Origin of the sequence: Streptomyces avicenniae (assembly GCF_000719135.1) — a bacterium.
GTDB lineage: Bacteria > Actinomycetota > Actinomycetes > Streptomycetales > Streptomycetaceae > Streptomyces > Streptomyces avicenniae.
On the sequence record NZ_JOEK01000019.1, the window covers coordinates 1 to 19,080 of the forward strand.

General features: G+C 73.9%; 21 protein-coding genes. All 21 read right to left on the reverse strand.

Translation table 11 applies throughout. The features are described 5' to 3' along the window. Nucleotides 1-2,134, reverse strand: a 2,134-nt coding sequence (locus IF27_RS27295) for a homocysteine S-methyltransferase family protein (protein ID WP_190233119.1), incomplete at its 3' end; no start/stop codon positions are given. Continuing rightward, nucleotides 2,131-3,114 (reverse strand): carbohydrate kinase family protein, encoded by a 984-nt coding sequence (locus IF27_RS27300; RefSeq protein WP_052852521.1) that lies wholly within the window; start codon nt 3,112-3,114, stop codon nt 2,131-2,133. The genes IF27_RS27300 and IF27_RS27295, both read right to left, overlap by 4 nt. Before the next feature lies 1 nt (nt 3,115). Further along, nucleotides 3,116-4,348, reverse strand: a complete 1,233-nt coding sequence (gene metK / locus IF27_RS27305) for a methionine adenosyltransferase (protein WP_052852522.1) — start codon at nt 4,346-4,348, stop codon at nt 3,116-3,118. Continuing rightward, nucleotides 4,345-5,436, reverse strand: coding sequence for a methyltransferase (locus IF27_RS27310; RefSeq protein WP_052852523.1), 1,092 nt, complete (start codon nt 5,434-5,436; stop codon nt 4,345-4,347). The genes metK and IF27_RS27310 overlap by 4 nt, the downstream gene beginning before the upstream one ends. Beyond that, nucleotides 5,433-5,618 (reverse strand): hypothetical protein, encoded by a 186-nt coding sequence (locus IF27_RS27315; protein ID WP_052852524.1) that lies wholly within the window; start codon nt 5,616-5,618, stop codon nt 5,433-5,435. Before IF27_RS27315 ends, IF27_RS27310 begins: the two co-directional genes overlap by 4 nt. Continuing rightward, complete coding sequence (locus tag IF27_RS27320) at nt 5,611-5,940, reverse strand: TcmI family type II polyketide cyclase (RefSeq protein WP_052852525.1); 330 nt, start codon at nt 5,938-5,940, stop codon at nt 5,611-5,613. The genes IF27_RS27315 and IF27_RS27320 overlap by 8 nt, the downstream gene beginning before the upstream one ends. Before the next feature lie 41 nt (nt 5,941-5,981). Beyond that, on the reverse strand, nt 5,982-7,112 hold the full coding sequence (locus IF27_RS27325) for an acyl-CoA dehydrogenase family protein (protein ID WP_052852526.1): 1,131 nt from the start codon (nt 7,110-7,112) through the stop codon (nt 5,982-5,984). A 48-nt stretch (nt 7,113-7,160) separates the two neighbouring features. Next, on the reverse strand, nt 7,161-8,366 hold the full coding sequence (locus tag IF27_RS27330; protein ID WP_052852527.1) for an acyl-CoA dehydrogenase family protein: 1,206 nt from the start codon (nt 8,364-8,366) through the stop codon (nt 7,161-7,163). Next, nucleotides 8,363-8,845: an SRPBCC family protein gene (locus tag IF27_RS27335; RefSeq protein ID WP_052852528.1), complete on the reverse strand. Its 483-nt coding sequence runs from the start codon at nt 8,843-8,845 to the stop codon at nt 8,363-8,365. The genes IF27_RS27330 and IF27_RS27335 overlap by 4 nt, the downstream gene beginning before the upstream one ends. A 2-nt stretch (nt 8,846-8,847) precedes the next feature. Continuing rightward, nucleotides 8,848-9,108, reverse strand: a complete 261-nt coding sequence (locus tag IF27_RS27340) for an acyl carrier protein (protein WP_052852529.1) — start codon at nt 9,106-9,108, stop codon at nt 8,848-8,850. 85 nt (nt 9,109-9,193) lie between these two features. Then, nucleotides 9,194-10,417, reverse strand: a complete 1,224-nt coding sequence (locus tag IF27_RS27345) for a beta-ketoacyl synthase N-terminal-like domain-containing protein (RefSeq protein ID WP_052852530.1) — start codon at nt 10,415-10,417, stop codon at nt 9,194-9,196. Further along, entirely contained in the window at nt 10,414-11,676 is a 1,263-nt protein-coding gene (locus IF27_RS27350) for a beta-ketoacyl-[acyl-carrier-protein] synthase family protein (RefSeq protein ID WP_052852531.1), read from the reverse strand. Before IF27_RS27350 ends, IF27_RS27345 begins: the two co-directional genes overlap by 4 nt. Then, complete coding sequence (locus IF27_RS27355) at nt 11,673-12,068, reverse strand: cupin domain-containing protein (RefSeq protein ID WP_052852532.1); 396 nt, start codon at nt 12,066-12,068, stop codon at nt 11,673-11,675. Before IF27_RS27355 ends, IF27_RS27350 begins: the two co-directional genes overlap by 4 nt. Nucleotides 12,069-12,106: 38 nt before the next feature. Then, nucleotides 12,107-13,093, reverse strand: coding sequence for an amidohydrolase family protein (locus IF27_RS27360; RefSeq protein ID WP_052852533.1), 987 nt, complete (start codon nt 13,091-13,093; stop codon nt 12,107-12,109). Next, the gene (locus IF27_RS27365; protein WP_052852534.1) at nt 13,090-13,971 is read right to left on the reverse strand and encodes an NAD(P)-dependent oxidoreductase; all 882 of its coding nucleotides are present in this window, start codon (nt 13,969-13,971) and stop codon (nt 13,090-13,092) included. Before IF27_RS27365 ends, IF27_RS27360 begins: the two co-directional genes overlap by 4 nt. After that, on the reverse strand, nt 13,968-14,699 hold the full coding sequence (locus tag IF27_RS27370) for a SchA/CurD-like domain-containing protein (RefSeq protein ID WP_052852535.1): 732 nt from the start codon (nt 14,697-14,699) through the stop codon (nt 13,968-13,970). Before IF27_RS27370 ends, IF27_RS27365 begins: the two co-directional genes overlap by 4 nt. Beyond that, a complete protein-coding gene (locus IF27_RS27375) occupies nt 14,696-15,916 on the reverse strand; it encodes an FAD-dependent monooxygenase (protein ID WP_052852536.1) in 1,221 nt (406 codons plus the stop codon). Before IF27_RS27375 ends, IF27_RS27370 begins: the two co-directional genes overlap by 4 nt. Beyond that, nucleotides 15,913-16,257 (reverse strand): antibiotic biosynthesis monooxygenase family protein, encoded by a 345-nt coding sequence (locus IF27_RS27380; RefSeq protein ID WP_223291236.1) that lies wholly within the window; start codon nt 16,255-16,257, stop codon nt 15,913-15,915. Before IF27_RS27380 ends, IF27_RS27375 begins: the two co-directional genes overlap by 4 nt. Beyond that, entirely contained in the window at nt 16,254-17,369 is a 1,116-nt protein-coding gene (locus IF27_RS27385; RefSeq protein WP_110946297.1) for a Gfo/Idh/MocA family protein, read from the reverse strand. Before IF27_RS27385 ends, IF27_RS27380 begins: the two co-directional genes overlap by 4 nt. 38 nt (nt 17,370-17,407) lie before the next feature. Further along, complete coding sequence (locus IF27_RS27390; protein ID WP_052852538.1) at nt 17,408-18,040, reverse strand: flavodoxin family protein; 633 nt, start codon at nt 18,038-18,040, stop codon at nt 17,408-17,410. Nucleotides 18,041-18,262: 222 nt separating this feature from the next. After that, nucleotides 18,263-19,051: an SDR family NAD(P)-dependent oxidoreductase gene (locus IF27_RS27395; RefSeq protein WP_052852539.1), complete on the reverse strand. Its 789-nt coding sequence runs from the start codon at nt 19,049-19,051 to the stop codon at nt 18,263-18,265. Between the last annotated feature and the right edge of the window lie 29 nt (nt 19,052-19,080).

Consider the following 19,080-nt stretch of genomic DNA (forward strand, 5'->3'; position numbering starts at 1 on the left):
GCGCCACCGCCGTCTTCATCACCTCCGCGGACTGGAGCACGAACGGCAACTGCATCTGCCCCGACCCGAACAGCTCCCCGACCACCTTCATCCCCGCCAACAGCGTGTCGTTCACGATCTCCAACGCAGGCCGCACGGCAAGCGCGGCGTCCAAGTCCGCCTCAAGACCGTTCCGCTCCCCGTCGATGATCCGCCGCCGCAACCGCTCCTCCAACGGCAGAGCAGCCAACTCATCCGCCTTACCCGCCTTCAACGACGCAGCCGTCGCCCCCTCGAACAGGGCCATGAGCTTCTGAAGAGGGTCATAGCCCTCCTGGCGGCGGTCGTAGATGAGGTCGAGAGCGGTGGTCACCTCCTCGTCACTGAAGCGGGCGATGGGGAGGATCTTCGCGGCGTGGACGATCGCGGAGTCGAGCCCGGCCCGCACACACTCGTCCAGGAACACCGAGTTCAACACCAGACGCGCCGCCGGATTCAGACCGAAGGAGATGTTCGACAGACCCAACGTCGTCTGCACGTCCGGATGCCGACGCTTCAGCTCACGGATCGCCCCGATCGTGGCGACACCGTCCTTGCGCGACTCCTCCTGCCCGGTGCAGATGGTGAACGTGAGGCAGTCGATGAGGATGTCGCTCTCGCGGATGCCCCAGTTCCCCGTCAGATCCGCGATCAACCGCTCCGCGATCGCCACCTTCTGCTCCACCGTCCGCGCCTGACCCTCCTCATCGATCGTGAGCGCGATCAGCGCGGCGCCGTGCTCCCGCGCCAACGCCGTCACCTGCGCGAACCGCGACTCAGGACCGTCCCCGTCCTCGTAGTTCACGGAGTTGACGACCGCCCGCCCACCCAACTTCTCCAACCCCGCCCGCAGAACCCCCACCTCGGTCGAATCCAGCACGATCGGCAACGTGGACGAGGTGGCCAGACGCCCCGCCAGCTCCTCCATGTCGGCCACGCCGTCGCGGCCGACGTAGTCCACACACAGGTCGAGCAGGTGCGCGCCCTCGCGGATCTGGTCACGCGCCATCTCCACGCAGTCGTCCCAGCGGCCTTCCAGCATCGCCTCACGGAACTTCTTCGACCCGTTCGCGTTCGTCCGCTCACCGATCGCGAGATACGACGTGTCCTGCCGGAACGGAACCGACTGGTACAACGACGCCGCCCCAGGCTCCGGCTGCGGCGTCCGCTCCCCCGGCACCACACCCCGCACCCGCTCCACCACCTGCCGCAGATGCTCCGGCGTCGTGCCGCAGCAACCCCCCACGAGGCTCAGCCCGTAGTCACGGACGAAGTCCTCCTGGGAGTCGGCCAGGCCCTCGGGTCCGAGGGGGAAGTGCGCGCCGTCCTTGGTCAGGATCGGCAGGCCCGCGTTGGGCATGCACAGCAGCGGAACGCGCGCGTGGCGGGCGAGATGACGCAGGTGTTCCGTCATCTCCGCGGGCCCCGTCGAGCAGTTGAGGCCGATCATGTCGATGCCGAGCGGCTCAAGCGCCGTCAGCGCCGCACCGATCTCCGAACCCAGCAGCATCGTCCCCGTGGTCTCGAAGGCCAGGGAGCACAGCACCGGGACGTCGGCGCCCGTCGCCTCCATGGCGCGGCGGGCGCCGAGGACGGCGGCCTTCGTCTGCAACAGGTCCTGCGTGGTCTCGATGAGCAGGGCGTCCGCGCCGCCGGTGAGCAGCCCCTCCGCGTTGGCCTGGAAGCCGTCGCGGATCGCGGCATAGGTGACGTGGCCGAGGGTGGGCAGCTTCGTGCCGGGCCCCATCGACCCCAGCACCCAGCGCAGCCGCCCGTCCCCCGCCGCGTACGCGTCGGCCGCCTCGCGGGCGATCCGCGCCCCCGCCTCCGACAGCTCGTGGATGCGGCCGGGGATGTCGTACTCGCCGAGAGCCGAGAGGTTGGCGCCGAACGTGTTGGTCTCGACACAGTCCACACCCACCGCGAAATACGCGTCGTGGACGGTACGCACGATGTCGGGGCGCGTCACGTTCAGGATCTCGTTGCAGCCTTCGAGGTCGGCGAAGTCCTCCAGACTCGGGTCCTGTTCCTGGAGCATGGTGCCCATCGCCCCGTCCGCCACCACGACCCGCGAGGCGAGTGCCGCGCGCAGGGCGGCGGGACGTCCCGCGGTCATCGGCCGCCCACCACCCGCGCCATGATCTCGTCGGCCGCCTCGGGCCCGTACGCGTCGGCGGTCCGGGCGGCGAACTCGGCGGGGTCGAGCTTGTACTCCTGGGTGCCGACCGTCTCCAGGACGGTCGTCGCCAGGGCGCTGCCGACCTGCGCCGCGCGTTCCGGGGCCAGGCCGCGGCCGAGGCCGGCGAGGTATCCGGCGCGGAACGCGTCACCGCCGCCCGTCGGGTCGATGACGTGCCGGGCCGGTACGGCGGGGACGGTGAGGGTCGGGGCGCCCGCGGCCCGGACGGTCGCGCCCGCCTCGCCACGGGTGACGATCCAGGTGCCGACGCGGTCGAGGACCTGGCGTTCGCTCCAGCCCGTGCGTTCCATGAGGAGGGCGGCCTCGTACGCATTGGTGAACAGCAGCCTGGCGCCGCCGACGAGGCGGCGTACCTCCTCCGCGTCGAGGCGGGCCAGTTGCTGCGACGGGTCGGCGGCGCGCGGGATGCCCAGCTCGCGGCTCTCGGCCGTGTGCCGGAGCATGGCGGCGGGGTCGTCGGGGGCGACCAGCACCAGGTCGAGCCCGCCGGTGCGGGCGGCGACGTCGGAGAGCGCGATGTCCCGGGCCTCGCTCATCGCCCCGGCGTAGAAGACGGCGATCTGGTTCTGGTCGGTGTCGGTGGTGCACATGAACCGGGCGGTGTGACGGGTCCGGCTGACCCGCACCGAGTCGGTGTCCACGCCGTGGCCGCGCAGCCAGGCGCCGTAGTCGGCGAAGTCGGGGCCCGCGGCGCCCACCAGGACGGGGGTGTAGCCGAGGAGGCCGAGGCCGAAGGTGATGTTGGCGGCGACTCCTCCCCGGCGTATCTCCAGGTCGTCCACGAGGAAGGACAGCGAGACGGTGTCCAGGCTGCCGGGGACGAGTTGTTCGCTGAACCGGCCGGGGAAGGCCGTCAGGTGGTCGGTGGCGATGGAGCCGGTGACGGCGATGCGCATCTCAGACCCCCGCGGCGGCGCGCAGGGCTGCCACGCGGTCGGTCTTCTCCCAGGTGAACTCGGGCAGTTCGCGCCCGAAGTGGCCGTACGCGGCGGTGCGGGCGTAGATCGGGCGCAGCAGGTCGAGGTCGCGGACGAGGGCGGCCGGACGGAGGTCGAACACCTCGTCGATGGCTTTCCCGATGCGGTCGGTGCCGACCGTGTGGGTGCCGAAGGTCTCCACGAACAGGCCGACCGGCGCGGCCTTGCCGATGGCGTAGGCGACCTGCACCTCGCAGCGGGAGGCGAGCCCGGCGGCGACGACGTTCTTCGCGACCCAGCGCATCGCGTAGGCGGCGGACCTGTCCACCTTCGAGGGGTCCTTGCCGGAGAAGGCGCCGCCGCCGTGCCGGGCGTAGCCGCCGTAGGTGTCCATGATGATCTTGCGGCCGGTGAGCCCGGCGTCGCCCATCGGGCCGCCGATCTCGAAGCGGCCCGTCGGGTTGACGAGCAGCCGGTAGCCGGTGGTGTCGAGCTTGATGCCGCCCTCCGTGAGGGCCGTCAGCTCGTGTTCGACGACGAGTGCGCGGATGTCGGCCGTCAGGAGGGTGTCGAGGTCGATGCCCGCGGCGTGCTGGGTGGAGACGACGACGGTGTCGAGGCGGACGGGCTTGTCGCCGTCGTACTCGATGGTGACCTGCGTCTTGCCGTCGGGCCGCAGGTAGGGCACGGTGCCGTCGCGGCGCACGTCGGCGAGGCGGCGGGAGAGGCGGTGCGCGAGGTGGATGGGCAGCGGCATCAGCTCGGGCGTCTCGTCGCAGGCGTAGCCGAACATGAGGCCCTGGTCGCCCGCGCCCTGCCGGTCGAGTGCGTCGGCGGTGCCGGTGCGGACCTCGTGGGCGGTGTCCACGCCCTGCGCGATGTCGGGGGACTGCGCGCCGATGGACACCGACACGCCGCAGGAGGCGCCGTCGAAGCCCTTGACGGACGAGTCGTAGCCGATCTCCAGGATCTTGTCGCGGACCAGTTGCGGGATCGGCGCGTACGCCTTCGTGGTGACCTCTCCCGCCACGTGCACGAGCCCCGTGGTGATCATCGTCTCGACGGCGACGCGGGACGCCGGGTCGTCGCGCAGCAGGGCGTCGAGGATCGTGTCGCTGATCTGGTCGGCGATCTTGTCGGGGTGGCCCTCGGTCACGGACTCGGAGGTGAAGAGGCGCGGCCTCGTGCTCCGCTGAGGACGTGCGCTGGTCATCGTGCGTTCCTCTCGTCGTGGGCGACGGGCGTCGCCTGGATCAGGGCCTCGGCCCACGGGGCGTCGGGGCCGACGGCGGGCATGGCCGTGTCGGTGATGCGGAATCCGGCGCGGTCGAGCAGGGCGGTCAGTTCGTCGAGCGTGCGTTCCTGGCCGCCGAGGACGACGAGCATCTGGAGGTCGGAGAACTTGCCGGGGTGGAATCCGGTGACGGCGGGGATGACCTTGTCGATGAGGATCAGCCGGGCGCCGGGCGGCATGGCCTGGCGGACGGCGCGCAGGATGCGCAGGGCGTCCTCGTCGTTCCAGTCGTGGATGACGCGGGACAGGAGGTAGCTGTCGCCGCCGGTGGGGACGGCGTCGAAGAAGCTGCCGCCCTGGATCTCGACGCGGTCGAGCACGCCGTGGGCGGCGAACACCTCGGGGGCCTGGGAGACGCCCGCGGGGGTGTCGAGGAGGACGCCGTTCAGCCGGGGGTGGCGGGCGAGGAGGTGGGCGAGGAGCCCTCCGGCGCCGCCGCCGACGTCGATGACGGTCCGGTCGCCGCTGAAGTCGCAGCGGTCCACGGCCTCGGTCGGGGCGCCCGTCCTGGCCATGGCGTTGAAGCTGGTGCTCGCCCCCGACTCCCTGGCGAGGTAGGCGAAGTGCGAGAGGCCGTAGACGTGTTCGAACGCGGCCTCGCCGGTGCGGACGGTGTGCAGGACGTCGGCCCAGGCGCGGAAGCTCTCCTCGCCGTTGACGATGATGAAGTGGCGCAGCCCGCGGGGCGCGTCGGAGCGCAGCGCGGCGCCGGTCGCGGTGGTGCCGAAGATGCGGCCGGGGTGCTCCCGCAGGACGCCGAGCGCCTCAAGCGCCCGGCAGAAGCGGTAGAGCGCGCCGGGGTGGACGCCGGTCTCCTCGGCGAGGTCGTCGCTGGACCTGGGCCCGTCCCGCAGGGCGTCGGCGAGGCCGAGCTTCGCGGCGACGTAGAGGCTCTGGAACGCCCAGGGCGCCGTGGTGACGACGAGGTGGTTGAGGGCGACGGCGTCCGGGGGGTCGTCGTGCGCCGGGGGGCCAGGCGGGTCGGCCTGCCGTGTGGCACCGCTCATGATGCGCCTTCCTGTGACGGTCGTTCCGGGTCGGGGACTTCGTGGAGGGTCGTGCCGAACCACCAGCCGAGGTGGATGAGGCCGAGGACGGCGGCGGCCCAGATCCGGTGCCCGGCGGACGCGCCGGGCGGCGGCCGGTAGCCGTACGCGAACGGGTCCCACGCCGAGGGGCGGTCAGGCATCGCGTTCCCAGCGGTAGAACTCCTGGGCCATGGCGTCCTTGGGCTCGCGCCACGTCGCCGGGTCGTACGCGGAGACGAAGGGGCCCAACTCCTCGCTGATGCGGCGGAACTCCGGGTGCTTGCGGGAGCGGGTGACGGACGCCTCCACCGGCGCGTCGCCCTCCACGAGGTGGAGGTAGACCTCGCCGAACTGGAAGAGGCTGCGGGCGCGGACGCCGATGGTCTGCGGGAGGTCGGACCCGTGGTCGGAGCGCCCGAAGATGTCCGCGATGTCCGGGGCGGCGTCGGGCAGCATGCGGGCGACGATCAGGCTTCGGTACATCTGTCTCTCCTCGTTGGGTGCGAACGGCGTTGCTGGCGCGGTCAGATGAGGAAGTCGGGCACGTCCCGGCCGAGCAGCACGGAGCCGACGCGGCGCTGCGCCTCCAGGCCGAACGCGATGTGCTGCGCGGCGGTCTGGACGTCGCGGAAGTAGCGCTGGAGCGGGGCGCGGTCGTAGAGCTGGCTGGCGCCGCAGGCCCGCATCGCCGAGTCGGCGACGTCGAGCGTGGCCCGCATGGCGTGCTGGACGGCGCCGGTGAGGAGGGCGCGGGCCTGCGGCGAGGCGACGCCGTCCTGCGTCTGCGCCCACACCTGGGCCACCGCCTCGTGGACGAACGCCCTGGCGGCGCCGACGGTCGCCTCGCAGCGGGCGATCTCCGCCTGCACGATGGGGGTCTCCGACAGGAGCGTCCGTTCGGTGTTGCGCTTGCCGAGGACGATCTGCCGGTACTCGTCCACGATGCGGCGGGCCGCGCCGAGGGGGAACCCGGCCATGGCGACGAGCAGGTAGCTCATGTACGGCAGCCGGTACAGGGGGCCGTCCTCGCGGGCCGGTCCGTACGGGTCGAAGGTGAGGCGGGACGGCAGCAGCAGGTCGGTGACCTCGATGTCGTGGCTGCCGGTGCCGCGCAGCCCGGCCACGTGCCACGTGTCGTGGACGGTGACGGCGGCGCCCGGCAGCAGGGCGAAGCGGGGCGGCCCGGCGGCCGGGCGGTATCCGGCGACCAGGTGGTCGGAGAGCCCGCAGCCGCTGGTGTAAGGCCAGCGGCCGATGAGCCGTATCCGCTCCTCGCCCGCGTCCACGGCCGTGCCGAGCGGCGCCATCGAGCCGGTGATCAGCGGCCTGGGGGTGGCCTCGGTGATCTCCCGCGCGACGTCGGGCTCCAGCCAGGCCAGGTAGCCGGCGCCCTGGCCGATCATGACCGTCCAGCCCGTGGCGGCGTCGCCGCGGGTCAGCTCCTCCACGACGCGGACGATCGTGAGCGGGTCGGCCTCACGACCGCCGAGGGAGGCGGGCGTCATCAGGCTGAACAGCCCGGCGGCGCGCAGTTCGTCCACCAGGTCGGCCGGGAGGGTGCGCCCGGACTCCACTTCGAGCGCCCGGCCCGGCAGGGTCGCCGCCAGGCGGACGGCCTCCTCGATCGGTGATTTCTCCAGTGCGGTGACGGACATGGTCTCTGCCTCACTTGGGTCTCGGTTGGCGGGTCGGGCGACGGCCTCTCACACGCCGAAGAACGCGGGCGCGGTCTGGAGGCCGAGCCGTGCGTTGGCGATGCGCTTGCGGGAGTCGAAGGAGAACGCGACGTGCTGGGAGCCCGCGACCAGGTCGCGCATGCAGCGCTGGAGCGGGTTGGTGTCGAGGGCGGCGGCCGTGCCCGCGAGCCGGAACAGGCCCTGCACCAGTTCGCGGCCGACGTCGTAGACGTGGATGATGGCGGCGGCCAGCCGGGCCCGTTCCGCGTAGTCGCTCTCCTCGTGGGCGAGCGTGCCGAGCAGTTCGCCGAGCGTGCCGAGGAGGTGGCGGCGGGCGGCGTCCAGCGCCGTCTCGTGCTTCAGGAACGCCACCTGCACGGCCGGGTCCTCCAGGTACGGCGTGCCGCTGCCGGTCAGCGTGCGGTCGGCGAGCTGCCGCCTGGCCTCGTCGAGGGCGCGGCGGGCGACGCCGAGCGGGAAGCCGGACATGACCGTGAGGAGCAGGTTGTAGGCGGTGAGGCGGTACAGCGGGTCGCCGTAGGGGGCGCGGGCGAAGTAGGGCACGGAGGTGTGGGCGAGGGGCAGGTCGATGCCGTCCACGACGATGTCGTGGCTGCCGGTGCCCTGGAGCCCGGCGACGTGCCAGGTGTCGTCCACCGTGGCCTGCGCCGCCGGGAAGTGGGCGACGCCCATGACGGGGGCGCCCCACTCGTTCGTGCGCGGCCTGCCGTTCTCCATGACGATGAAGCCGCCCATGAACCACGGCGCGTGGAGGCTGCCGCTGCCGAACGGCCACCGGCCGGTGAGGGTGTAGCCGCTGCCGTCGGGCTTCGGCACGGCCTGCCCGAGGGGGGCCTGGCCGCCCGCGACGACCATGCCGGGCGTGTCGGCGAGCAGGCCCCTGGCGACCTCGGGGTCGAGCCAGGCGAGGAAGGCGTTGCCGATGTTGCCGATCAGCAGGGACCAGCCGGTCGCGCCGTCGCCGCGTGACACCTCCTCGACGATGCGCACGATCGTCTCCGGCGCGGCGCCCGTGCCGCCGAGGGCGACGGGCATGGCGAGGCGGAACAGGTCGTTCCTGGCGAACTCGTCCACCAGGTCGGCGGGGAGCGTGCCCGCGGTCTCGATGGCGAGGGAGCGGTCCGGGAGGGTCGCGGCGATCCTGCGCGCCGACTCCAGGAGGGTCGCGTCCGTCGTCCCCGCGGCCCGGGGGGTGGCGATTCCGCTGGTCATGGCCGCGTCTCCTTCGGTCGGGCGAGGCGTTCCGCCGCGCGTGCCTCGACGCGCCGGCGGATCAGGTCCATCTGCACCACGGTGTTGCGGTTGATGTTGTCGGTCATCCAGGCGTCGTCCACGGGGGCCTCGGGCTTCATGGTGAAGTCCTGTTTCCACTCCATGAGGACGCCGCCGGGGACCTCGGCGTAGGTCCACTCGATGTGCATGTGGGCGAAGGGGCCGGTCTCGACGCGGCGTGCCCTGACCGTGCGGGTGGCGCGGTCGGTGACGCGTTCGGAGACCCAGCTCCACACCTTGCCGTCCTCGTCCGGGTGCATGGTGAGCCGGAAGAGGACCCGGTCGCCCTCCTGTTCGAGGATGTCGGCGGCGGCGTACTCGCTGAACAGGTCGGGCCAGTGGGCGACGTCGTTGGTGACGTCCCAGACGAGGTCGAGGGGGGCGGCGATGACGACGGAGTTGCTGGTGTGTGCGCTCATCGTCAGGCCGCCGCCCGCAGCTGCGCGTTGGCGAGGGCGAGCAGGTCGCCGGGGGACGTGCAGCGCTCGGCGTCGGGGCCGAGCTGGATGCCGAGGGTCTTCTCCAGCTCGGCGACGATGCCGAGCAGGCCCAGGGAATCGACGTCGAGGTCGTCGAACGTCGGCCGGGTGTCGCGGAGCGCGGCGGCGTCGGTGTGCGCCCCGGCGCACCGCGTGATCACCTCGGCGAGCGCCTCGTGGCTGAGGGCCGTGGATGCGGACATGCTGTCTCCTCCTGAGTGGGTGCGGCGTGCGGCGTGCGGCGTGCTGGGTACGGCGTGCGGGATGCGGGATACGGCCGGGGCCGGGTCAGTGCCCGGGGGCGCGCAGGACCAGGGCCGAGTTGCCGCCCGCGAGGCCGCGCGCGAGCACGAGCGCGGTGGCCGTGTCGGTGGGGCGGGGGGCTCCGGTGACGAGGTCGAGGTCGTAGGCGGTACCGGTGGCGTAGGGGGTGGGCGGGACGAGTCCGTGGCGCAGGGTGAGCGCGGCGAGCGTGACGTCGAGGGCGGCGGCGCCCGCGTAGGCGCGGCCGAACCCGGCCTTCGGGACGGTCACCGGGAGCGAGTCGAGGGCGGGGCCGAAGACCTGCCGCAGCGCGTCGGCCTCGGCGCGGTCGGCGGCGGGGTGGGCCAGGCCGTCGGCGAAGACCACGCCGACGTCGGACGGCGCGCAGCCCGCCTCGTCCAGCGCCCCGAGGACGGCCTTGGCGAGCCCTTCCGCGCTGTGGACGTGGGGCTCGCCGCCGGTCCAGGTGGTGCCGTGCCCGGCGATGCGCGCCTGCGGCACGGCGCCCCGTGCGCGGGCGGCCTCCTCTTCCTCCAGGACGAGCACGGCGCCGCCCTCGGCGGGCGTGAAGCCGCGGGCCAGGTCGCTGAACGGCAGGTAGGCGTGGTCGGGGTCGTCCGCCTCGCTGAGCAGGCCGTGGCCGTACTGGCAGGCCATGGAGAACGGGGCGAACGGGGCCTCGGCGCCGCCCGCGAGCATGGCGGTGGTGCCGTAGCGGATGTCGCGGGCGGCGTGGGCGAGGGCGTCGAGGCCGCCCGACTCGTCGGCGACGAGCACCCCACAGGGGCCCTTGAGACCGTGGCGGATCGACAGCTGCCCCGTGCTCGCGGCGTAGAACCAGGCGATGGACTGGTAGGGGCCGACGTGCCCGGGGCCCCTGCTCCACAGCCGTTCGATCTCGCGCTGGCCGAACTCCACTCCCCCGGCGGCGCTCGCGGTGACCGCGCCGAAGGAGTAGGGCGGCAGGGTGTCGGGGCTCAACCGGGCCTGTTCCAGGGCGAGATCGGCGGCGGCCAGTGCGAACTGGGTGAAGCGGTCGGTCTGTACGGTGACGCGCGTGTCGATCGCCGAGGCCGGGTCGTAGCCGCGGACCTCGCCCGCGACCGTCAGGGGGTAGCCGTCGGCGGGGTAGCGGGAGAGGCGGCCGAGCGCGCCGTGGCCCGCCAGCGCGGAGCGCCAGAACGCGTCCACCCCCACGCCGGAGGGGGCGATGACGCCCATGCCTGTGACGACGGTCCGCCGGGTCATCGGGCGCGCTCCCCCGGGGTGAGGACGACGGCGGACTGGAAGCCGCCGAAGCCGCTGCCGACGGACAGCACGTTCCGCAGCGGCGCCTCGCGCGCCTCGTGCGGCACGTAGTCGAGGTCGCAGTCCGGGTCGGGCACGTCGAGGTTGGCGGTCGGCGGCACCGTGTCGTGGTCCATCGCGAGGACGCAGGCGGCGAGTTCGATGGCGCCGATGGCGCCGAGCGAGTGGCCGACCATGGACTTGATGGAGCTGACGAGGGTGTCGTGCGCGTGCGCGCCGAGGGCCCGTTTGACGGCCGCCGTCTCGTGGCGGTCGTTCTGCTGGGTGCCGGAGCCGTGGGCGTTGACGTAGTCGATGCCGGACGGGTCCACGCGGGCGTGCCGCAGGGCCCGTTCGATGGCCTCGGCCATCTCAAGACCTTCCCTGGTCAGGCCGGTCATGTGGTACGCGTTGCCGCGGGTGGCGAAGCCGCTGACCCGGCAGCGGGCGCGGGCGCCGCGCCGCCTGGCGTGCCCGGCCTCCTCCAGCACGAGGACGGCCGCGCCCTCGCCGAGGACGAACCCGTCACGCGTCCGGTCGAAGGGCCGGGAGGCGTGCGCGGGGTCGTCGTTGCGGGTGGACGTGGCGCGGATCGCGTCGAAGCAGGCCACCGTGATCGGGGAGACGGGCGACTCGGCGGCGCCCGCGACCACGACGTCGGCCTTGCCCTCCTCGATGAGCCGCAGCCCGTAGCCGATCGCGTCGAGCCCGGACGTGCAGCCCGTGGACACGGTGTGCACGGGGCCGCGGGCGCCGACCGCCCCGGCGACCTCCCCGGCGAGCGGGGCGGGCGAGAAGACGCGGAACAGGTCGGCGGTGACCTTGCGGTGGTCGATGGTCCAGGACGCGCCGCGCTCGCTCGCGGTGACGTACTCGGCCTCAAGCTGCGTGGTGCCGCCCACGGCGCTGCCCATGGAGACGGCGGTGCGCCAGGACGACTCCTCGTCGGTCTCCAGGCCCGCCTCGGCGACCGCCTCCCGTGTCGCGGCCATGCCGAACTGGACGTAGCGGTCCATCCGGGCGATCTCGTCGGGCGTCAGGACGCCCGCGGCGTCGAAGTCGCACTCGGCGGCGATCCGGGAGCGGAATCCCTCGGGGTCGAACAGCGTGATGGCGCGGGTCGCGGTGCGGCCCGAGGAGAGCAGTTCCCAGAACGCCTTGGCGCCGACGCCGCCGGGGGCGACGACGCCCACGCCGGTGACGACCGCTTCTCGGGTCACGGCAGTACCTCGGTGTCCACGTGCCCCAGCTCGGGCCGGGGCGCGAGCGGCCCGAGGTGGAAGACGATGCGCGCCTCCTCCTCGCCCGTGTTGCGGACCCGGTGGCGCACGCCGATGGGCACGAGCAGCCCCTGCCCGGCGCGGGCCTCGTGGGGGACGCCGTCGAGATCGACGGTGACCGCGCCCGCGGTCAGGTACAGGAACTCCTCGGAGTACGGGTGGTAGTGCTCCACGACGCGCTCTCCTGGCCGGAGGATCGCCACGCCCATGAAGCCCGAGGTGGAACCGACCGTGCCGGGGCTGAGGAGGGTACGCATGTCGCCGCCGCGCTTGCGGTTGGCGGGCACGTCGTCGATGCCGACGATCCGGATGGCGGGCTTGCTGGTGGTCACAGGTGCTCCAAGCGGGCTGTAGGAGTGGGGTGGGGCGGTCAGGCGCCTGCCGGGACCGTGCTCGGCAGTCCCGACCTGAACAGGGCGCGGGCGTTGCCCTCGCGGACGGCCTGGCGCCCGGCCTCGGGGAGGCCGAGGCCATCGACGAGGGCGAGCCCCTCGGCGACCGAGGTGCCGGGCAGGGGCGGCGAGTCGCTGCCGTAGAGGACCTTGTCCTGGCCGAAGACCCGTACGGCCAGCTCCACGGCGGCGGGGCTCGGGGTGGCGGTGTCCACCCAGATGCGGTGCAGGTAGCCGCTGGGCGGCCGGGGCAGCGCGGGCCTGGCGGGGCCGCGTCCGGGTCCCGGCCCGGGGCGCTGCCAGTGCTCGGGCGACCAGGCACGGTCGAGCTTCTCCACGAGCAACGGCAGGGCGCCGCCCGCGCCTTGGCCGATGAGCCGCAGCCCTGGGTGGCGCTCCAGCCAGCCGCCGAGGACGCAGCAGGCCAGGCCGATCGTGACGTCGGCGAACCGGCCGAGCTGTTCCACGGCCATGAGGTCCGCGAGCCCGGTACCGGCGGCGGGCGCGGCCGGGGCGTGCAGCAGGACGGGCGCCTCGGTCTCCGCCGCGAGGGCGAAGAAGTCGGCGGCGTCGGGATGGTCGAGGTAGCGGCCCGCGACGCTGGTGTTGGCGATGAGGCCGACGAACTCGTCCTGCCGCAGCCGCTCCCCGGCGGCCGCGAGGTGGGCCTCGCCGCCGAACGGGTTCACGTAGACGTAGGCCCGCAGGTGACGCGGGTGTTCGGCGACCAGGCCGCCGAGCCAGTCGTGGAAGCGGGCCAGTTCCTCCTCGGTCTGCGCGTAGTTGTCCACGCCGGGGAGCGGCACCATGGCTCCGGCGCCGACCGGGCTGCCGATGATCGTGAGATCGACCCCGGCGGCGAGCTTCGTCTCGATCATCGCCCCGGCGTCGCCGAGCGAGCGCGGCATGGGGAAGCGGCGCATCGACTCCGGCGGGCTGAGGTGACCGTGCACGTCGATGGTCATGTCGGCGCCCCTTCCCGGCGCGGCGCGACGACGGCCCGGGCGACGGCGGCGCAGTCGAGGTCCCCGTCGCCACGGCGCACGGCCTCGTCGTGCGTGGCCAGGGCGGTGCGGACGAGGGGCAGTTCCAGGCCCGTGCGCTCGGCCTCCGCGGTGGCCAGGGCCAGGTCCTTGGCCATGAGGCGCAGCCGGAAGTCCGGCCTGTCGTAGCGGTCGGCGGCGAGCCTTCTGGCCTTGAAGCCCATGACCGGGGTGGCGAACCCGCTGTCGGTGATGGCGTCCAGGACGGCGCGGCGGTCGAGCCCGGCGGACTCGCCGAGCGCGGCGGCCTCGGCCATGGCCTGCACCTGGATGCCCATGAGCGTGTTCATCAGCAGCTTGAGCCGCATGCCGTCGCCCGGCCCGCCGACGTGCACGACCTGTTTGGCGACGAGGTCGAGGACGTCCCTGGCGCGGGCCAGGTCCTTGTCCGTGCCGCCGACGTAGACGCGCAGTTCGCCGGTCCTGGCGTGGGTGCCGTTGCCGAGGAGCCCGAGGTCGAGGACGGCGGGCGTGCGCTCCCGCAGGACGCGCAGGACGTCGGGCGAGATGGTGCTCGCCGAGGCGAGGACGCCCGCGACCGGGCCGTCGGCGAGGACGCCGTCCTGGCCGAGCAGCACCTCCTGCGTGGCCGCGCCGTCCGCGAGGGAGACGAGGACGAGGTCGGCGTCGCGCGCGGCCTCGGCGGGCGTGGGGGCCACGGTCGCGCCGAGGTCGGCCAGTTCCGCGGCGCGGCCAGGGGAGCGGTTCCAGACGGTCAGGGGCAGGCCCTGGTCGAGGAGGCGCCTGGCGATGCCGCCGCCCATGACGCCCAGGCCGAGGACGGCCACGGTGCTCGTCATGCGGGCGCTCCGATCCGGCGGTCCGTGAGCAGGCGGGTGGAGATCCGTTCCAGGAAGGCGCGGAAGCCGCCGGTGTCGTGCAGGTTCTCGTCGGCCGCGACGAGCGTGGCCAGCTTGTCGCCGCTGCCGGAGCGGACGGCGGCCTCGGCGATCCGGTCCAGGGCCTCGCCCGGGTCGCCGTGCACCTCGGCCAGCCGGAGCACGACGTCGCCGCGCCGGAAGACGGTGGTGCGGGCCAGGGTCGTCGGGGAGGCGGGGGCGAGCACGCGTGTCCCGGCGAGGAGTTCGGCCAGGTCGCCGCCGCTGCCCGGCCTGGCCGGATAGAGGAGGGCGACGCGGTTGCCAGGGTGCGCCGACGGGCCGACGGGCAGCAGGCCGGGGGGCGTGTGCCGGTCGTGGGCGACGGGGAGGAGGGCGCGGTACAGGAAGGCGCGGACGCCGTCCGCGTGCGTCAGGTCGCGCGGCTGTTCCAGGTAGGGGTCGAGCGCGTCCTCGACGGCCTTGATCTGCGGCTGCTCGGCGAGGTGCGCGACGACGTCGCGGAGCCTGCCGTCCACGTCCACCACGCGGATGACGCGGTTCCCCGCGAGGAACACGGAGGTGCGGCGCAGCAGCGGCGGGCCGCCGGGGGCGCGTCCCGCGGCGGGACGGCCGTAGCTGGACAGGATGCGGGAGACCTCGGGCTCGCTGCCAGGTCTCACGGTGAAGGTGAGTGCGTATCGGTTCATCGGGCGCTCCTGGAAGGGACGTCGGGGGCCTGGCCCACGCCCAGGCGGGCGAGCCATTCGGCCTCTGTGGTGTCCTGGAACCGGCGGTCGCGGCGGGCGACCTGCGCGCGGTCGCGCTCGTGGTGCAGCTGTCCGAGGTGCCAGGCGGCCTGTGCGGCGGCGGTGGCGACCGGGAAGCGCTGCTCCTCGAAGGTGTGCAGGCGTCCGGCCAGTTCGTGGTGGTCGCCCAGGTCGGCGCCGCGCAGGACGGCGGCGACGGCGACGGCGTCGAGCAGGGCCTGCCCGCCGCCCTGGCCCGTGGTGGGCACCATGGGGTGGGCCGCGTCGCCGACGAGCAGGGTGCGGGCGGTGGACCAGCCCGCCAGGGGCGGGCGGTCGAGGATCGGGGTGCGGATGACCTGTGCCGGGGCGGTGGCGCCGATGAGCTGGGCGGCCCGTGGCGGGGCGGTGCGGAAGACGTCGGCGAGGACGGCGTGGTCCTTCGGCGTGTGGGCGGGGGGCCCGCCGCGCACGGTGAGCCCGGCGGCCTCCTGCACCTCGTCGGCGAGCGTCGCGACCCAGTACGTCCGCCCGCCGGGCAGCGGCCAGTGGCCGAACGTCGCCCCGGCGCCGATGACCTGGCGGGCGGTCGGGACGCCCTTGTCGTCGGGGGCGAGGTCGCTGATGGCGCGCCAGGCGGTGAACCGGGCGGGGCGCGGCGGGGTGTCGCCGTGCATCTGGCGGCGGACGGCCGAGTGCAGCCCGTCGGCGCCGATGAGCAGCCGCCCGCGGTCGCGGGTGCCGTCGGCGAGCAGGATCTCGACGCCGTCGGCCGTCTCGCGGTATCCGGCCACGGTGGCGCCCTGGCGTATGTCGCCCGAGGGCAGGGCCATGCGCAGGGCGCGGTGGAGCGGGGCGCGGGGCACGGTGATGCTCGGCGCGCCGAACGACTCGGACACCTTGGTCTGCGGCCAGCCGCCGATGCGTTCGCCGCTCCAGGCGAGGAGTTCCCAGCGGTGGACCTCCTCGGCGGCCTCGATCACGGGGGCGTCGGCGCCGAGGGAGCGCAGGGCGAGGACGGCCGCCGGGTGCAGCCCCAGGGCGGAGCCCGCGGCGCCCGTGCCGTCGGCGGCCCGTTCGTAGAGCGTGACGTCGAAGCCGGTGTGGCGCAGCGCGGCGGCGGTGGCGAGCCCGGCGATGCCCGCGCCCGCGACGAGCACCCGGTCGCGGGCGCTCACCGTGCCCCGGCCTTCCTGCGGGTCTCGCGCCGCACGGTGAAGCGCAGCGAGCTGCGGCTCGTGGTCTCGGCGACGAGCGGCCTGGCCAGTTCGCGGTGGCCCTCGCCCGCCTCCCAGGCGAGGAAGTCGTCGGCGGTGCGCCACTCGCTGGTGATGACCCACTGGCGCGGGTCGGTGGTGGACTGGCACACCTGGTCCATCAGGTGGCCGGTGACACCGGCCACGTCGGCGCAGATCCGGTCGTAGGCGGCGAGGAAACGCTGCTGCGCCTCCGGTTCCACCGTCAGGAAGAACATCACCCGCAGGTGGTCGCTGGCGACCGTGGGGTCCTGCTCGCTCACACTTCCTCCCAGCGTCGCGTCGTGTGGCTGCGCTTGACGGCATCGACGATGCGCGCCACGTGCCAGCCGTCCTCAAGGGTCGGGTGGTCCTGGGGGGTGCCGGTGCGGACGGAGGTGAGGAACGCCGTGGTGAGCCGTTCCCAGCGGCGCAGGCCGACCTCGTGGCGCGTGGTGGCGCCGGAGCCCGACATGCCGTCCACGGTGAGGGACTGCGCGGGGCCGCCCGGCTCGCGGAACGTCAGCCCGTCGGAGCCGCCCCAGGTGAGGGCGCCCTCGTCGCCGATGACGGTCACCTCCTCCTCGGCGGGCCCGGTCAGGTGCGTGGACTCCCACAGCCGGACGCGTACGCCGGTGGTCAGCTCGGCGAGGACGTCGTAGCCGACGTCGGCGGTGACCTCGGCCCTGGGCGCGTCGGCGAGGTCGTTGCCCCGGTTGTCGCGTGCCCAGGCGAAGGCGTCGAGCGTGTTGTGGAAGGCGGGGCCGACCGGCGCGGTGCGCACGTCGTGGGAGAGCCGTCCGCACAGCTCGGCGAACTCGGCGTCGAGCAGCCAGCGCAGCCGGTCGATGACGTGCGTGCCGTGCTGCATGAGGCCGCCGCCGCCCGCCGCCTCGTCGTAGATCCAGTTCATCGCCATGAGAGGGCCGCCGAGGGCGCATGTGCTGTGCACCTCGCGCACCTGGCCGACGCGCCCCTCGCGGATGAGGTCCCGCATGCGGGACAGCCCGGGGTCGCCGCGCCAGATGAAGCCGGAGGCGTGCTGGACGCCCTTCTTGGTGGCGGCGGTGAGCATCTCCTCGGCCTCGGCCGCCGACAGGGCGACGGGCTTGTCGCACAGGACGTGGCAGCCCGCCTCGACGGCTTCGAGGACCTGCGCGTGGTGGGCCGGGGGCAGCGAGGCGATGGACACCACGTCGGGCCGTGCCCGGCGCAGGAGTTCGCCGAGGCTGTCGGCGACCACCGGGACCTCGAACCGGGCGGCGAGGTCCTCGGCACGGCCGCGGGTGCGGCTGAAGACACCGGCCAGTTCGGCACCGGCGCGCCGGAAGCCTTCCAGGTGCAGCCCGCCGGCCCAGCCCGCGCCGACCACGGCCACTCGTACTCTCGCGTTCATCGAAGCCTCTCGCCTGAAGGGTGGATGGGGAGCCGGGCTCAGGGGCGCCGGGAGTCCGCGGCGGCCAGGGTCCCGGCGGGGCGCGGGGACGTGTCGGCGGGCCAGAAGTCGCGCAGCTGGCGCGGGCCCGTGGGACGGAGCTGCCTGGCCGTGCGGGTGATCCGGCCGCCGACGAAGCGGGCCGCCTCGACCTGGTCGGGCGTCAGTTCGCCGGACGAGGGCGCGGTCAGGGACAGGCCGTAGGGATTCCCGCCGATCCTGCGCAGCACGGGGTGGGTGTAGCCGGTGGGGACGATCAGCGAGCCCCAGTGGAACATCGTGTGGTAGAGCGCCAGGAGCGCGGCCTCCTGGCCGCCGTTGGGCAGCGAGGCGCTGGTGAAGCCGGTGACGGGCTTGTCGGCCAGCCGTCCGTGGAGGGCCAGCGGGCTCGTCGTGTCGAGGAACGCCTTGAGCGGCGCGGCGATGTTGCCGAACCAGGTGGGTGTGCCGATCAGGAGCCCCTCGGCCCAGTCGAGGTCGTCGAGCGTCGGCTCGGCGGGACGGCCGTGCGCGCCCAGGGCCCGTACACGGACCTCCGCGTCCTGCGCGGCGGCGCCCTCCGCCAGGTGTGACGCGACCTGGGAGATGACCCCGCTCGAACTGAAGTAGACGATGGCGATTCGGGGTTGCATGGCCTGCTGCCCTTCCTCTCCCCTGCGGGGCGCGGTTCGCGTCCGCCTGCATGAGCCATCGTCGGGGGAGGGCAGGTGCGGGCACGTCAGAGCAGTACCGCGACAATCTCCGTCACTCCGTGCCGTGACGGCCGCGGACATGGAAAAACCGGGGTCCTGTCCGGCAAGGCCGGACGGGACCCCGGTTCAGGGGGCGTTCAGGGGGGTGCGGCGGGTGGGGCGTCAGGGGCCGACGTGGGGGGCGCGCGCGGCGGACGAGCCGTCGCGGACGACCTCGCCCGTCAGGTTGGCGTTGGCGCCCGAGCCGAGGAACAGGACGAGCTTGGCGACGTCGTCCGCGTCGGAGAGGCGGCGGGTGGGCGTACCGGAGGCGAGGCGGTCGATGAGCGCCTGGGGGATGGGCGGGCGGCTGTCGGTCAGCGTGAAGCCGGGGGCCACCACGTTGACGAGGATGCCGTCGCGGCCCGCCTCCCAGGCGAGGCTGCGGGCGAGCCCGTACAGGCCGGACTTGGCCGTGCCGTAGGGTCCTGGGCCCGGCAGGCCCTCCTCGGCGACGCTGGAGGAGATCAGGACGATGCGGCCCCAGCCGCGTTCCCGCATGGCGGGCAGGACGGCGCGGACCTGGGCGGCGGCGCCGATCAGGTTGGCGCCGATCATGGCCTGCCACTCGGCCAGCGGCACGTCCTCGAAGCGGATGCTCGGGTCGGGCGGGCCGTCGCCGCCCCAGCGCACGGCGTTGGCGACGAGCACGTCCACGCCGCCCCAGCGCGCGACGACGGTGGTCACGGCCTCCTCGACGGTCGGCAGGTCCTCCAGGTCGAGGCGGACGGCGAGGGCCTGGCCACCGGCGGCCTCGATCTCGGAGACGACCTTCTCGGCCTTCTCCGGGTTGTTGCGGTAGGTCAGCGCGACGCGGGCGCCCTCCTGACCGTAGGCGCGGGCGGTGGCGGCGCCGATGCCGGTCGAGCCGCCGGTGACCAGGACCACACGGTCCTTGAGCGCGGTGTCCATCGTGCGGGTTCCTCTCGTGTGATGGGAAG

Bases quoted from the DNA above. Each gene is read 5' to 3' on its own strand.
- IF27_RS27300 (WP_052852521.1), bottom strand. From the start codon at position 3,114: ATGCGCATCGCCGTCACCGGCTCCATCGCCACCGACCACCTGACGGCC.
- metK (WP_052852522.1), bottom strand. From the start codon at position 4,348: ATGACCAGCGCACGTCCTCAGCGGAGCACGAGGCCGCGCCTCTTCACC.
- IF27_RS27310 (WP_052852523.1), bottom strand. From the start codon at position 5,436: ATGAGCGGTGCCACACGGCAGGCCGACCCGCCTGGCCCCCCGGCGCAC.
- IF27_RS27315 (WP_052852524.1), bottom strand. From the start codon at position 5,618: ATGCCTGACCGCCCCTCGGCGTGGGACCCGTTCGCGTACGGCTACCGG.
- IF27_RS27320 (WP_052852525.1), bottom strand. From the start codon at position 5,940: ATGTACCGAAGCCTGATCGTCGCCCGCATGCTGCCCGACGCCGCCCCG.
- IF27_RS27325 (WP_052852526.1), bottom strand. From the start codon at position 7,112: ATGTCCGTCACCGCACTGGAGAAATCACCGATCGAGGAGGCCGTCCGC.
- IF27_RS27330 (WP_052852527.1), bottom strand. From the start codon at position 8,366: ATGACCAGCGGAATCGCCACCCCCCGGGCCGCGGGGACGACGGACGCG.
- IF27_RS27335 (WP_052852528.1), bottom strand. From the start codon at position 8,845: ATGAGCGCACACACCAGCAACTCCGTCGTCATCGCCGCCCCCCTCGAC.
- IF27_RS27340 (WP_052852529.1), bottom strand. From the start codon at position 9,108: ATGTCCGCATCCACGGCCCTCAGCCACGAGGCGCTCGCCGAGGTGATC.
- IF27_RS27345 (WP_052852530.1), bottom strand. From the start codon at position 10,417: ATGACCCGGCGGACCGTCGTCACAGGCATGGGCGTCATCGCCCCCTCC.
- IF27_RS27360 (WP_052852533.1), bottom strand. From the start codon at position 13,093: ATGACCATCGACGTGCACGGTCACCTCAGCCCGCCGGAGTCGATGCGC.
- IF27_RS27365 (WP_052852534.1), bottom strand. From the start codon at position 13,971: ATGACGAGCACCGTGGCCGTCCTCGGCCTGGGCGTCATGGGCGGCGGC.
- IF27_RS27370 (WP_052852535.1), bottom strand. From the start codon at position 14,699: ATGAACCGATACGCACTCACCTTCACCGTGAGACCTGGCAGCGAGCCC.
- IF27_RS27385 (WP_110946297.1), bottom strand. From the start codon at position 17,369: ATGAACGCGAGAGTACGAGTGGCCGTGGTCGGCGCGGGCTGGGCCGGC.
- IF27_RS27390 (WP_052852538.1), bottom strand. From the start codon at position 18,040: ATGCAACCCCGAATCGCCATCGTCTACTTCAGTTCGAGCGGGGTCATC.
- IF27_RS27395 (WP_052852539.1), bottom strand. From the start codon at position 19,051: ATGGACACCGCGCTCAAGGACCGTGTGGTCCTGGTCACCGGCGGCTCG.